Annotated in this window: 11 protein-coding genes; 1 reads left to right on the plus strand and 10 read right to left on the minus strand. The window is 53.5% G+C overall.

Annotated features, from left to right (window positions below; translation table 11 throughout):
• Positions 1–472: 472 nt before the first annotated feature.
• From mukB to cmoM, 4 genes are read right to left on the minus strand one after another with little or no spacing between them, the layout of a single operon-like run.
• Complete coding sequence (gene mukB / locus OGX90_RS20175; RefSeq protein WP_286624581.1) at positions 473–4,933, minus strand: chromosome partition protein MukB; 4,461 nt, start codon at positions 4,931–4,933, stop codon at positions 473–475.
• Positions 4,933–5,637 (minus strand): chromosome partition protein MukE, encoded by a 705-nt coding sequence (gene mukE / locus OGX90_RS20180; RefSeq protein WP_003035809.1) that lies wholly within the window; start codon positions 5,635–5,637, stop codon positions 4,933–4,935. The genes mukB and mukE overlap by 1 nt, the downstream gene beginning before the upstream one ends.
• Positions 5,618–6,940 (minus strand): chromosome partition protein MukF, encoded by a 1,323-nt coding sequence (gene mukF / locus OGX90_RS20185; protein ID WP_003831939.1) that lies wholly within the window; start codon positions 6,938–6,940, stop codon positions 5,618–5,620. Before mukF ends, mukE begins: the two co-directional genes overlap by 20 nt.
• Positions 6,933–7,736: a tRNA uridine 5-oxyacetic acid(34) methyltransferase CmoM gene (cmoM, locus tag OGX90_RS20190; protein ID WP_003035803.1), complete on the minus strand. Its 804-nt coding sequence runs from the start codon at positions 7,734–7,736 to the stop codon at positions 6,933–6,935. The genes mukF and cmoM overlap by 8 nt, the downstream gene beginning before the upstream one ends.
• Positions 7,737–7,871: 135 nt before the next feature.
• On the opposite strand from cmoM, the gene elyC reads away from it, so the two are divergent.
• Complete coding sequence (elyC, locus tag OGX90_RS20195; protein ID WP_234692297.1) at positions 7,872–8,636, plus strand: envelope biogenesis factor ElyC; 765 nt, start codon at positions 7,872–7,874, stop codon at positions 8,634–8,636.
• A gap of 93 nt (positions 8,637–8,729) precedes the next feature.
• On the opposite strand, the gene OGX90_RS20200 is transcribed toward elyC, so the two are convergent.
• From OGX90_RS20200 to msbA, 6 genes are all read right to left on the minus strand, one after another.
• Positions 8,730–9,623: a YcbJ family phosphotransferase gene (locus OGX90_RS20200; protein WP_003831934.1), complete on the minus strand. Its 894-nt coding sequence runs from the start codon at positions 9,621–9,623 to the stop codon at positions 8,730–8,732.
• A gap of 165 nt (positions 9,624–9,788) precedes the next feature.
• Positions 9,789–10,535 carry a 3-deoxy-manno-octulosonate cytidylyltransferase gene (gene kdsB, locus OGX90_RS20205; protein WP_137377327.1) on the minus strand — a complete coding sequence of 249 codons (747 nt, stop codon included), beginning with the start codon at positions 10,533–10,535 and terminating at the stop codon, positions 9,789–9,791.
• On the minus strand, positions 10,532–10,714 hold the full coding sequence (gene ycaR / locus OGX90_RS20210) for a protein YcaR (RefSeq protein ID WP_003035793.1): 183 nt from the start codon (positions 10,712–10,714) through the stop codon (positions 10,532–10,534). Before ycaR ends, kdsB begins: the two co-directional genes overlap by 4 nt.
• Before the next feature lie 51 nt (positions 10,715–10,765).
• A complete protein-coding gene (locus OGX90_RS20215) occupies positions 10,766–11,998 on the minus strand; it encodes a winged helix-turn-helix domain-containing protein (protein WP_137377326.1) in 1,233 nt (410 codons plus the stop codon).
• Positions 11,999–12,039: 41 nt separating this feature from the next.
• Positions 12,040–13,017: a tetraacyldisaccharide 4'-kinase gene (gene lpxK, locus OGX90_RS20220; RefSeq protein ID WP_032942888.1), complete on the minus strand. Its 978-nt coding sequence runs from the start codon at positions 13,015–13,017 to the stop codon at positions 12,040–12,042.
• Complete coding sequence (msbA, locus tag OGX90_RS20225; protein ID WP_137377325.1) at positions 13,014–14,762, minus strand: lipid A ABC transporter ATP-binding protein/permease MsbA; 1,749 nt, start codon at positions 14,760–14,762, stop codon at positions 13,014–13,016. The genes lpxK and msbA overlap by 4 nt, the downstream gene beginning before the upstream one ends.
• Positions 14,763–14,781 lie beyond the last annotated feature (19 nt).

A 14,781-nucleotide genomic window follows, 5' to 3' on the forward strand; every position in this document is an offset into this window, starting at 1 on the left:
CCTGAGCCAGCATCCATGCTGGCTCTCCCGGCCTTACGGAAACACGTCGGCAATTTTCAGCCGGACCAGCCCACACCTGACCATCTGCGTTTTTGTTTAAACAGCAAAACAGCTTTTACTGAAAGTCAGGGCATTGAAGCGATGACCCCTGTCCGGCTGAAAATCGATGAGGCGTTGACGTCTGCCCGGGACTGCCCGCAGGGATGCGGGCAGAGGGGATGGCCTGCATGGATGCAGGCTCGGCCCCGACCCGACAGGCAGACGGCATAAGACGAATAACTCGCGCAGCGACGATTTTCCCGCCGGGAGCCTGGGTTGCAAGGGAGGTGGCGGTGAGCCTCCCTTGCACGTTCACAGGTATCTGCGCTTCAGAGAAATGACACCACTGAGGTGAACGGAACCCTGAGCAAGAATCACATGTTCATCATACATGCTTAACTGATGAGCATTAGCCATGTAGCCGCCTTTTTGCTTAGCTTGCCTGCGAGGAGGCATCTTCAGTCCCCGGCAGTGGTTCCGGTAACTGAGGCGCAAATCCGCGCAGCCCCACCACGTGAACGTGTTCGGTGTTCTGGAAGACTTTACGCACCAGTTTGTAGGTGGTGCCTTTCTCTGGGCTGATGTTTTCCGGCGCAGCGATAATCAGCTGCATCTGCAAACGCTCACACAGCTCAAACAAGGTCGCAATAGAACGCGCATCGAGTCGTGCAGCTTCATCAAGGAACAGCAGGCGGCAAGGAGATATATCTTTCCCGCGCAATCTGCGGCCTTCATCTTCCCAGCTTTGCACCACCATCACCAGAATAGACATCCCGGTCCCGATCGCTTCACCCGTTGACAACGCACCAGACTCAGCACGCAGCCAGCCGTCAGAGCCACGGTTAACCTCAACTTCCATTTCCAGATAGTTACGGTAATCCAGCAGCTCTTCACCAATGGTTTGTGGCGTGCGTTGCCCCATGTCTATCTGCGGATTCAGACGCTGATACAGCTTCGCCAGCGCTTCTGAGAAGGTCAGGCGATTGCTGTTAAACAGATCCTGATGCTGTTCATGCTGCTCTGAAAGTACGTCCAGCAAGGTAGCATGTGTTTCACGCACATTGACGTTCAGGCGAACGCTGTTGACCTGGCCAAACGACACGCTTTGCAGCCCCTGGTTCAGCATGCGAATACGGTTCTGTTCACGCTGAATGGTCTTACGAATAATGTTCGCCACGCTGCGTGAGCTGATCGCCAGCTTCTGTTCGCGTGAGGTTAACTCTTCCGTCAGACGGCTCAGCTCAATCTCCATCTGTTCAATGGCTTCAACCGGATCATCGGTACGAATAATATCCTGGCGAATACGTTCACGCAGATGCTGGTAAACCGCGACGAAGAACTGAATTTTGCGCTCTGGACGTTTTGGATCTTCAGACAGACGCAACACATCGCGCAGGTGCTCGTTATCTGCAACCGCCAGACGTAGCGCACCGAGCGCCTTATCCGACATCGAACGCAGTTCGTCACCGGAAAGATAGGCCAACTCGCGACGGTGCAGACGCCGTTCCACACCGTTATCTTTCACCATCCGCATGACTGCACACCAGCCGGCTTTGGCGGTGACTACCTGCTCGCGCATTTCATGATAATCACGTTCCAGCTTGCGCAGTCTGCGGGTCAGGTTTTCCATCTCCGCTTCGCAGAAGGTCAGTGCTTTCTCAAGTTGGTTGCGGCGTGCACGGTTGTTGCTGAGTTGTGCATGCAGTTCGTCACGACGGATACGCGCGCGCTCTTCGGCACCGCTGTCCGCACGAACGCCAATATCCTGCAGTTCACGTTGTAAATCGTTCAGCAGCTCTTTTTTGGTGTCATAAGAGCTTTTCAGCGATGCCATGACCTGGTTGTACTGGCTTAACTGTGCGGCGTGGCTGCGCAGCGCTTCGCGAGCGCGGGTACGTTCGGCTTCCGCCTGTTCCAGGCGTTCACGCAATTTTTCGTTCAGATCGCTATTGCCGCTCAGCATTTCGGCTGAGTCGGAATAACTAAAGTGCGCCCGACGCTGTACAACTTCGGTCAGCGCAAAAGCCTGCTGACGCGCATCGCGCTGCATCTGCTGGGAATACGCATAGTCTTCCTTCAGCTGTTCAAACTGCTCAGGGTCATTTTGCAGAACCGAAACGATAGGTTCCAGTTTCGCCAACTGATTGCCATGTTGCTGTACAAAACGCGCGGCTTCCTGAGCTTCATCCAGACGCTCGCGAATTTCGTCTACGCGATCGGCTAGCGTATCATCTGCCAGCAGATTCAAGCGCGGCAGCAGGCGGTTCAGCGCAGAGACGCCCTCTTTCGCCTGTTCAAACTGCATACGGCTTTGCTGGTTATCATTTTCATGATTGGTCAGCGCACGTTCCAGTTCAACGCGACGGCTATTCAGTTGGCGAATTTCCGCTTCTGGATCGGCTTCAAACGCCACCGACAGATGGCTGCCGATAAAGCGACTGAACGCCTGATGCAGACGTTGGGTTTTCTGGACGTCAAAGGAGAGCGTGGCGAAACGTTCAGACAGCCCTTCACGCTCGGCATGCAGGGTTTCGATACGGCTTTCACGTGCTGCACGCCCAAAAATAGGCACCGTCGGGAAGCGAGAATAACGCCACTGACGCTCGGCAGTTTTCACCACCACCGCATTTTCCAGTTCATCAACGCTGAAGACGCTGTCATCAAACGACTGCGGATCCCCTTCGATGAAATAGAGATCTTCCGGGCAATCCGTCAGCCCTTCAAGCTGTTCGGTAATCAGCGACAGATCCGGTACCACAATGGCATGACGCGAAGGACCGTATAGCGCAGAGAAGTACGGTGCATCTTCAAGGCTAACGTCATCATAAATTTCTGACAGCAGTACGCCGCCAAAGCGTTCAGCCAGCGCGTTCAGACGCTGATCTTCCGCCCCGCCCGGCTGACTTAAACGTTCAATCTCTTCATCAACTGCATTTTTACGTGCGCCGACTTCATCACGCTCAACAATGGCCTCACGCTCGCGCTCCAGCAATTGTTGCAGATACTCGGTCACGTCCTGGCTGGAGGTAAACTCTTCACCACACTGATCGCTAAGCTGATTCAGGCTATTTTGCGCAGCCAGCCAGACAGGTGCCCGCTTCATCAAATGCTGAATACGGGATTGCAGCTGTTCCTGCTCCTGACGCAGCGTCATACGCTGTTCGCTGGCAGACGAGACGCTGTCCGACAAGGCGGCGATGCGTGCTTCCAGCTCCTGGTGCAGCGCTTCCAGCTCATCGATATCGAACTGTTTACCCTGACGCTTGCAGAATTCGGCCAGCAGACGCTCGGCATCCTGCTGTTCGCGCAGACGCTGCTCCAGTTCGCTCAGTCGCATACGCAACGGCTGAACCTGTTCTGCCAGGTGGCGCTGTTCCACGCCTTCGCGCAGCAGTTCACGCGCCACGCTCCAGGCTTCACCGCGCGCCAGCGGGCCGTTGATAGCCGCCACCAGCTGATAAGCCTGTTCAAACTGGCTATGCGCGGTTTGCGCCACGCTCATTTTTTGTTCTAACGTCAGCAGCTTTTCAGTGGCTTCCTGCTCTTTGGCCTGGAAAGTCTCCAGCCATTCGGCGGCGCTGTCGGCTGTCAGGTCCGGTAAGTGGCAGAGCTCTTTCGCCCGGTTTAGGGCCTGGATCGCCTGGGTATACTGGATGGCTCGCGTTTGCTGGACGTCCAGCGCTTGCTGGTAATCGGCAAGCTGGCTTTTCAGCTCATCCACTTCCAGCTCAGCGGCTTCTGCGCGGGCTTCGTTTTCATCCTGGCGGTCAACGGCTTCCGCGACCACCTCGTTTTGTTCTTCAAGACGGACCTGCAATTCTTCGAGATCCGCCTCGTAGCGTTCAATTTTTTCCTGCTGACGCAGCGCGGTTTGCACCAGATTCAGGTGATCGCTCGCGGCCTGGTAATCAGCTTCCAGATCGCCTTCCGCACCGTTGTGCTCACCCAGTTCACGCGCCATATCCACGTGTTTGTACTGCTCTGCCGCCAGCTGCTTGCGAGAGGTATACAGTTCACGACGATTTTCCAGTGCTTTATCCAGATGGATACGACGTTCATTGGCGTGGCGCATATAATCTGCGGCCACATAGTTGGTCGCTTCACTGATTAAATGCTTAAACAGGTCGCGGTCAGACTGCGTTACGCGAATCGCTTCCAGCGTCATACGGTTTTCACGCAGCGCGGCTTCCATATCCTGGAACGCTTTACGTACGCCGCTGTTTTCCGGCAGCAGGTAGTCACGCAGTGAACGGGTAATGGCGCTGGAGATCCCGCCGTACAGCGAGGCTTCAATCAGACGGTAGAATTTACTACGATCGGACGCAGAGCGCAGACGACGGGCAATGATGCCCAGATCGAACATCAATGAGTGATAATCGGTTATTGAGTTGAACTGCTTAAACTGCACGCCTTCCATCTCATCAAGCTTCTCTTTCAGCTCAGGTAGAGACAGTACGCGCGCCTGGCGTTCGTTCAGCGTTTCCGTCACCAGTTGGGTTGGCTGTACCGACATCGGCAGCCCCTGAATGGCAAACGGTTTGATATCCACTTTGCGATCGCGACCAGCAACCTGTTGCAGACGCACCCCCACGACCACGCGCTGATGACGCGAGTTGAGGACGTCGAGCATTGAATAACAAACCCCTGCTTTCAGCTTACCGTGCAGGCCTTTATCACGTGAACCGCTGGTTGCACCGGCTTCGGTGGTGTTACGGAAATGCAGCAGGGTTAAGTCCGGAATGAGCGCCGTAACAAATGCCGCCATGGTGGTGGATTTACCCGCACCGTTACCACCGGACAGCGTGGTGACCAGCTCATCGAGATCAAACGTACGGGCAAAAAAACCATTCCAGTTAATCAGCGTAAGTGAGCGAAATTTACCGCGTTCAATCATTATTCTTCTTCTCCACTGTCCGGCTGATTCTCTTCGGGCTCATCGTTGAGCTGCAGACGGTTCTCGACCGCCATCGCTTCACCATCACGAATTAAGCGACGCTGTGCTTCACGCGGATCGTCACCGCTACGCACATCCGCACCAAAGCGGAAGACAGATTCCGTAATACGGAATTTGCTGCTGTCGTGGCCCAGAAACCACACCATGCCTAAGCGGCGCAAGCGGTTGAGCGAAGAACGCACTTTTTCCTGTAGCTTCTGGCGGTCAACGTCAGAACCGGTTGAACGGTTGTTCACCAGCTTCAGTAACTTCGCTTCATCTGCCAGCGTTAGCAGCTCGTCGTACAGCTCTTGCTGGGTAAAAATCCCTTCGTTCGCCAGGCGTTCCGGGCTGAGATAGAGATAGCAAAGAATTTTACCCACCATCATGTCCAGTTCAGACAGGACCGAACGCGGAATGAGCGTCGTTGAACGCGGACGAAGGTAGAAGAACCCTTCCGGCGCACGGATCAATTCCACGTTATAGCGGCTGTAAAACTCTTCAAAATATTCCTGAAAATCCATCAGGAAGGCATGATTATCCAGTTCATCCAGACCGATATGGCGGCCCGAACGTAAGGCACTATCCAGTGCCGGAAATAACGGATTCGCCAGCGCCTGCGCCAGCTTTACCGGCATCACTTGTTCAATATTTGTCAATGACATGCGCCTGTACCTTGGCTCCGTAATCATTAATCGGCTGCCATTTGGCTGGCAGTCCGGTGAAGTCTGCTTGCGCTACGCCAAGGCGTACCGCCTGATCGATAACAATACGCGCGACGTCGAAATGACGCGCACGTGGGTATTGCGCCAGATACTCGCGCACTACCAAGCCGAGATCCAGTGGTGTTTGTCTGGATTTGTAGATAGCCAGCTGTTCTTCGATGATCGCCGCCAACTGCTCACGGATCTCGTTAAATTCTTCATATTCCAGGTCTTCCGGAAGTTCACCGGTGACCTCTTCGTCACGCAGCACCATCTCCTCGTCACGCATATCCAGCAGACGATCGGCGTTGGCATAGGTCAGCGCCCATGGGTCGTCAAAGTAGGTCTGCACGGACTGACGCAGACGCTGGGCGAAGACGCGGTTTTTATCCATGTCGATCGCGGTACGGATAAATTTATGCACGTGACGATCGTAGCCGATCCACAAGTCAATGGACTGCTGGCCCCAGCTAATAATGCGGTCGAGCTTGCTTTGTAAATCAAACACCAGCCGATCGACAAAATGCAAATCGTCATGCGTCATCGTGGCGTCCTGGATGCGTAACAGGTTAGCCTGCAGCTTATCCCCTGCCGCTTCCAGCGTATCTTGCAGCTCACGCAGCGTACCAGATGTTTCAGACAGCAGCATTTCACAGCTGGAAATCGCCGCCCGCCAGTCTTTGTTTAGCAACTGTGCGATGTCGTCTTTTACCTGCTGCTGCTGTTCATCCATGATGCGCTGGGTCAGATCGATACTGTCGAAAATCTCCGCCACCGAGTATTTCAATGGCGCATAGACGTTGCGATGCCAGTGGAACTCATCACCACCTTCCGCTGCCGCATCCGCCGCGCGCTTCAGTTCGCCTGCCACAATTGACAGCTGCATAGAAAGACGCAGCGTAGAGAATTCGCGCTGACGAATATAGTAATCTGTGATGCCAATCCCGAGCGGCGTTAAACGGTAAATGGCGTTGCCTTCAGCCTGCTCGCTGGTAAAGCGGTTCAGCAGACGTTGACGCACCATATCGTTGATCGCGTTGTTGGCGCGGACGCCGATGGTTTCGCTGGTTTGCTCAAACGCATCACTCACATGGCGGAACGCATCCACCAGTTCACCTTCACTCATCTCACCGTCAAGTCGCTCACCGTTTAGTGTGGCAACAGCCAGCAGGAACGAAAGTCTGTCTACCGGCAGAGAGATGGAGAAGTCATTTTTTCTGGCCCAGGCAACCAGTTCGGGGACTGTCTGGGAAAATTCACTCATAGGTTATCCTTGCATCTGCGGCTCGGGCCGGACGTTTAATCGCGGTGACATGAATATAGCGCCCAAGGCTGATATACGGTTCCTGGCGGCAATAACGTGTTTCTATTTCTGTTAAAGCATCAAAACAGTCATGCTGTTTTTGTTTATCACGCAGATAATCATGAAACACCCTCACGCCCGTTTTACCGGTTATCTCCCAGCCAATCTCCTCCAGCCAGCCATAGACCTGCTGAGGGTCGCGCGGAAAATCGGGAGACAACGTGCGCCGTTTCTTTTTATACATTCCCTGCTGTACATAGCCGAAATTACCGACCAACACATTACGCATCAACAGACCGTTTGCATTGTAGAACATCAGCGATAAAGCACCGCCCGGGCGTAACATCGACCACAATGTTTTTAAGACGGCTTGCGGATCGGCCACCCATTCCAGCACAGCATGAAACAATATCAGATCAACCTGAGAATCCAAATGCTGTGGGATGTCCTGAGCGGCACAATGTATAAAATGCATGTTGTCGCTCACACCTTGCTCTTCTGCCGCCCGTTGCGCTCGCGCCACCATCTCAGCAGAAAGATCGCACAAGGTGACGTGATGGCCCCGCTGCGCCATCAGAATGGCAGTCTGCCCTTCTCCGCCACCCGCATCAAGCACACGCAACGTTTGGCCCGCGTAGTCGGCAAGAAGTTTGTCCAGATCCTGCCAGAGGATCGTCTGACGAAGCTGACCTTTGGTGGTGCCGTAAATGTTACGGGAAAACTTCTCTGCAATGTCATCAAAATTGCGATCCCGCATCGGGCTCTCCACATGCTGGCTTTAGGGTGACTAAGTAAAACCGCTATTTTGTCACACCCACGCCGAGAATGAACCTTCCTGGTGTAATATCCCTGCTGATCCCCTGCTGTATGGTTAAAAAAGGAACCAAAAAGGATGCTTTTTACGCTGAAGAAAGTGATTGGCGGTATGATGCTGCCACTTCCGCTAATGCTCATTATCATGGGCATAGGCCTGGCGCTGCTCTGGTTTAGCCGCTTTCAAAAAACAGGGAAAGTGTGCATTAGCCTGAGTTGGCTGGCACTGTTACTTCTAAGCTTGCAGCCCGTCGCCGACAGTCTGCTGAAACCGATTGAGGATAGCTATCCAACCTGGCAGGATACACAAAAAGTGGAATACATTGTGGTGCTGGGCGGAGGGTATACCTGGAATCCACAGTGGGCGCCGAGTTCAAACCTGATCAGCAACAGTCTTCCGCGTCTGAATGAAGGTATTCGCCTCTGGCGTGCTAACCCGGGATCGAAGCTTATCTTTACCGGCGCTGCGGCAAAGAGCAATAACGTCAGTACTGCAGAAGCGGGCGCCCGCGTAGCGCAGTCACTGGGTGTGCCGCCCGGTGATATCATCACGCTGGATAAACCTAAAGACACCGAAGAAGAAGCAACAGCGGTTAAGCAGGCCATCGGCAGCGCGCCGTTCTTGCTGGTGACCTCCGCATCGCACTTACCGCGAGCAATGATTTTCTTCCAACAGGCCGGACTACATCCGTTGCCCGCGCCAGCCAACCAGTTAGCGATTGATTCACCGCTTAATCCGTGGGAGCGCGCGATCCCCTCTCCCGTCTGGTTGATGCATAGCGATCGTGTTGGTTACGAAACGTTGGGGCGAATCTGGCAGTGGCTAAAGGGATCGGAACATTGACAGGAATGTTGCCTGATGGCGACACTAACGCGTCTTATCAGGCCTACGTGTTCAGCGCAGAATTGTAGGCCGGATAAGGCGTTCACATGTTCATCAGGCGAGCCACGGCAGCAGTGATTTCGTGGCAAGGTCAAAGTTGGAGCGGTTAAAACGTCCGGTGTTGACCAGTTGCGCCACCTCATCCCATAACACATACAGCCAGCGTCGCCAGATGAAGGACTCCGCCACGGGCGCGCGTTGCAGGTATTGCCAAAGCAGACTTTCCGCCAGCGCATTATCCATTAAACGGAACAATTCATACTCTCTGGGCGCCCACAGCATCAAACCCGGTCCGACCATGGCCAGAAGCTGATCGCTACGGGCGTCTTTGAGCATGCTACGTAAACTAAAATTACCGTGGATCAGCACGCAGTTATCATTGAATCCTTCAAATAAAGCGGGCAAACACTCACGGGTGCGAAACAGGATCCGCTTATCCTGCATCGTCAGCCCGGTATTGTTGAACTGATTTAACGTGGTCCACAACACTTCAACACGCTGACGATACCAGGATGGCCAGATATTCTCTTGCGTGTTATCCACCATTCCCACGCAGCCACGGCTATCCTGCCGATGCCATGACAGCAGACCTTCTACGATCTGATCTTTTAAATGTTCCCAGCGTTCGGGCGTTCGGGCTGGCGCTTCCACCGGCACGCCACGTAAACGCTCAAGCAGTAGCACATCGGGACCGGGATGCTCTTCGTGGGTTAAGACCCCGTAAATGACGGGCATTCGCACCGTACCACTGCGCGCCAACATGGAGGTTTTCCATGCCAACTGCTGCGCCATACCTGGCGTGGTGAAGCTTCTCGCCATCAGCGGCATCGGATTTCCCTGGCTGTCGTACAGTGACCACAGGGCCGTATCCACTTTTTCATTCACGCATTCTATGCGACTGAGTTTTTCGCCCAGCAGGTGGCTGAGTTCGGCACGCAACTGTTCCATTTCAGATTGCCCTCATAAATGCTACTGCTTTCATAATGAGCGTCGTGCAGACAGATGTCACCCGGATGAGATCAATTGATGAAAAGAAAAGTGGAGAGAAAGCGCAACGATACGACACTCCTCCCAAAAATACGCCTCAATATGGGGGGAGTGCCGTGAGAAAAACTAATGCATTTCGGCGCGAACGCGCTCAAGATCTTCGGCAGTGTCTACGCCGGTACCCGGGACTTCTTTTGCGACGGCAACGTGAATTTTTTCGCCGTACCACAGCACTCGCAGCTGCTCCAGCATTTCGATATGCTCAAGCGGGCTAGGCTGCCAGTTAACATAGCGGCGAATAAAACCGGCGCGATAGCCGTAAATGCCCAGATGGCGCAGGAAGGTGTCCCCCACCGTTTCCAGACTTTTGGCGAAACGATCGCGATCCCATGGGATGGTCGCGCGTGAAAAATAGAGAGCATATCCTTCAGCGTCCAACACGACTTTTACCGCATTCGGATTAAATGCCTCTTCCGCACTGTGAATCGGAGCCGCAAGAGTCGCCATACCGACCTGACGTTGCGACAGATTCTCAGCCACCTGGCGAATAATGACTGCAGGAATCATCGGCTCATCACCCTGTACGTTCACAATAACGGTATCATCGCTAAAACCACATTTCTCGACGACTTCCGCCAGGCGCTCCGTACCAGACTGGTGATCGGCGCGAGTCATGCACACTTCGCCACCCACCGCTTCTACCGCGCGAGCGACATCCTCGTGATCGGTAGCAACGATGATACGTTCAGCGCCAGATTCACGCGCACGCTCCAGTACATGCACGATCATCGGTTTACCGTTGATATCCAGCAACGGCTTACCAGGCAGACGTGTGGACGCATAGCGCGCAGGAATAATGACCACAAAACTCATGATTTACTCTCATCAGCAGTCAGAACGCGGGCTTCGGTTTCCAGTAACACGGGAATGCCATCACGCAGTGGGAAAGCAAGGTTATCCAGTTTACAAATCAGTTCCTGTTTTTCCTGGTTAAACCAGAGTTTGCCATTGCATACCGGGCAGGCAATGATTTCAAGCAGACGATGATCCATAGTTCCTCCAGATGGACCGGATTGTGAATCCGTAAATATTAACATAATCGCTTAAAGGGCTGGGTCTATTTCCCAACCATGGCGTGCATCAGCAAATAAACCTTCAGGATAACGTCCCAGCGTCACGCGTGCTGCCTGCTGCCAGCGGGCAAAATCGTCAATCGCCTGAAACAATCCTTTTTGCAACGTCACTCCAGGCTTAACCCCATCCTGTAACCACAGCGAAATAACGTCCAGCACACCTGTTTTGCGGTGCATTTTGGCATCCATCCGCCCAACTAACTGTCCGCGATGCAGCAGCGGTAAGACGAAATAACCGTACTGACGTTTTGGTGCTGGCGTGTAACACTCCAGCCGATAGCTAAAATCGAATAGCTGCTCTGCCCGTTTACGATCCCAGACCACCGGATCAAAAGGTGATAATACTGCACTGTGAGTCGCCGTTAATTTGCCCGCCAGCGCCTGTTCAAGCAGCGGCTGAAGGTGGCTATGCAGCCACAAGGCTCCTAGCCCCTCAACGTCGACAGGAATAATCTGCCGCTGTTCCGCCCGTTCGTTGCACCAGTTTTTTAGCGCCGGGCGCTTCAGGCGGTAGTAGTCTGCCAGCCATTGTTCGCGGAAAATCCCCAGACTGCGGGCGCTGTTATCCAGCATGACACTTTCCGCATCTTCCTGCGAAAGTGGGTCGCGTTCATCGTCCCAGTGCGGCATGACGCGATGGGTTAAATCATACACTCGCTGGAAATTACGCCGTTCCACGACCATCACTTTCCCGGCAGTGAACAACCCTTCAAGATGACGCTTCTGCGGTTTCCATTCCCACCAGCCGCTGGTCCCTTTGCGTGGATGCTCAAAATCAGCTGAGCGTACCGGCCCGTTATGCTGGATGTGCTGGAGCAGTTGCTCAATCTCATGCGCATGTTCTTTCATCCACGCCGCTTTATATTTCCAGCCCATATTCTCCGGGGCCAGCATGCGGTGACGTATCAGCATAAAATCGCTGCGCGGCAAAAAACAGGCCTCGTGCGCCCAGTATTCCATCAGTTCGCCCTGCTGTAACGAGTCGTCCAGCCATTGGGGGGAATAATCGCCTAAACGACTAAACAGCACCAGGTAAGGACTGCGCGCCACAATATTGATGGTGTCGATTTGCAGTAACGACATGCGCGAAATGGTCGCGAGAATATCTGCCGGGGTTGCCCGGCGGCGTGTTTTTTTCAGCAGACCTTGAGCAGCAAGGTGAAGATGACGGGCATCCGTCAGAGAAAGGCGCGGCAACGACATTTATGGCCTCATAAATGATTCGCTGCCGCAGCGTGAATCAGTTAGCGAGTCAGCGAGATTAAGCTATTCAGCAATACATCAGGCCGATCGCCTGACAAATGTGCATCAACAGGTAAATACCACCAGTTTTCATCGGCAAATGCCCGGCACTTAACCGCATCTTTTTCCGTCATGACCAGCGTTTGCCCGGCGTCTACAAACGCACTGACGTCACTGTAGGTCAGAGACTGATGGTCTGCCAGCGCAATGCTTTTTTGCACGCTGGCACCACATGCTTTCAGCGTGGCAAAAAAACGCGGTGGATGACCAATGCCCGCCATGGCGACAATATTGGACAATTGCGCCACATCACGGCGTTCACCTGTACGTAAATTAACGGCCAGCCCCGGTTCAAGTCGCATAGGGATTTCCCCTGGTTGCGCAACGCCACCGTTAACAATAGTCGCATCCACCGATTTAAGGCGACCTGCGCGTTCCCGCATTGGACCAGCGGGAAGCCACCAGCCGTTGCCAAACCGACGTTCGCCGTCAATGACTACGATTTCAACATCTCGCGCCAGACGATAGTGCTGTAGTCCATCGTCCGTCACAATAATCTGCACGTCGTGTTGGGCCAAAATGGCTTTTACCGCATCCGATCTTACCGGGGATACCGCTACCGGCACGCCGGTACGTTGGGCGATCAGCACAGGTTCATCGCCCGCTTCTGCGGTAGTAGTATCAGCGGTTAGCAACAGCGGGTAAGCAGTCGCTTTCCCGCCATAACCACGCGACACCACACCCACGCGAATCCCGCGTTGTCGCAGTTGTTCAACCAACCAAATCACCACCGGCGTTTTACCGTTTCCGCCCGCGGTAAGGTTTCCGACCACCACAACCGGGACTGGCGCGCGCCATGCGCGTTTAAGCCCCAACTTGTAGCATAAGCGGATCGCGCCACTCACCAGGCCATACAGCCAGGAGAGTGGAAGTAACAATCGCCACAGCGGCGATTCACCAGACCAGATACGTGCGATCATTGACCAAATTGCATTTTATGTAATTGCGCATACACCCCGCGCTGCTCAATCAACTCGCTATGGGTTCCGCGTTCGACAATCAGACCATCCTCCACCACGATGATTTCGTCGGCTTGTTCAATGGTTGAAAGACGGTGAGCAATGACCAGAGAAGTACGGTTTTTCTGTAGCTCATCCAGCGCAGACTGAATCGCGCGTTCAGATTCAGTATCAAGAGCCGATGTTGCTTCATCAAGGATCAGAATTGGGCTGTCACGCAACAAGGCACGGGCGATAGCGATACGCTGACGTTGTCCGCCGGAAAGCAGGACGCCGTTTTCACCAATTACCGTATCCAGACCATTATCCATCTTGTTGATGAAGTCCATAGCGTAGGCCATCTGTGCCGCTTTTTCGATCTGCTCACGGCTGTACATATCGGTACGCGCGTAGGCAATGTTGTTGGCAACCGTATCGTTAAACAAGTGCACATTCTGCGAAACCAACGCAACCTGATCGCGCAGTGATGCCAGGGTATATTCGCGCAGATCGTGTCCGTCCATCAGAATCTGCCCTTCATCAATATCGTAGAAGCGCGTAATCAGGCTGGCGATGGTGGATTTCCCTGAGCCCGAACGGCCGACCAGAGCAACAGTTTTACCCGCGGGAATATTCAGGTTGATGTTACGCAGAGCCGGTACTTCACGTCCCGGATAAGTGAAAGTCACTTTGCGGAACTCGAGATCGCCGGTAGCACGCTCGATCACACGTTTACCTTCATCTTTCTCCTGTTCGCTATCCAGAATCGTAAATAAGGTCTGGCATGCCGCCATACCGCGCTGGAACTGCGCGTTGACGTTGGTCAGCGATTTCAACGGACGCATTAATGCGATCATTGAGGAGAAGACAACCGTAATTGTCCCTGCTGTCAGGTTTTCCATTACGCTTGGGAAGCTAGCCGCATATAACACGAAGGCCAGTGCCAAAGACGCAATCAGCTGGATGATAGGGTCGGAGATAGAAGAAGCGGAAACCATCTTCATACCCTGCAAACGCATCTTGTTGCTGACCTTATCAAAGCGCTTGGTTTCGACTTCCTGACCACCAAAAATCAGAACTTCTTTGTGGCCTTTCAGCATCTGCTCCGCACTGGTCGTAACCTGACCCATGGTGTTTTGCATGTTTTTACTGATGCTACGAAAGCGCTTGGAAACCACACGGATTGCCACTGACACAATTGGCGCCAGTACAATCAGGATCAGTGACAGCTGCCAGCTGTAATAGAACATCATGATAAACAGGCCAATAATTGAGGCCCCTTCACGTACCACGGTGATCAGCGCACCGGAGGACGATGACGCTACCTGCTCTGAATCATAGGTAATACGTGACAGCAACGTACCTGTTGACTGCTTATCAAAAAAGGATACTGGCATACCCATCATATGACCAAAAAGGCGGCGGCGCATGGTCATAACCACTTTGCCTGACACCCATGAAATACAGTAACTGGAGACATAGCTGGTTAAGCCACGAACTATCATCAGTCCAATGACCACCAGCGGCATCCACAGCAGCACCGAGCGATCCGTTTTACCAAAACCATCATCCAGTAATGGTTTAAGGAGCGATAACATGAAGGTATCGCTGGCCGCGTTAAGGACTAACGCTATACCCGCCACGATCAGACCCGATTTAAAAGGCGCTATGGTTGGCCATAGTCGGCGAAACGTCTGCCACGTAGAGAGATCTTTATCGTTATGCATTCAAAAAACCAGCATTTGT

Origin of the sequence: Citrobacter sp. Cpo012 (assembly GCF_030333015.1) — a bacterium.
In the GTDB taxonomy this organism is placed as follows: Bacteria; Pseudomonadota; Gammaproteobacteria; order Enterobacterales; family Enterobacteriaceae; genus Citrobacter; species Citrobacter portucalensis.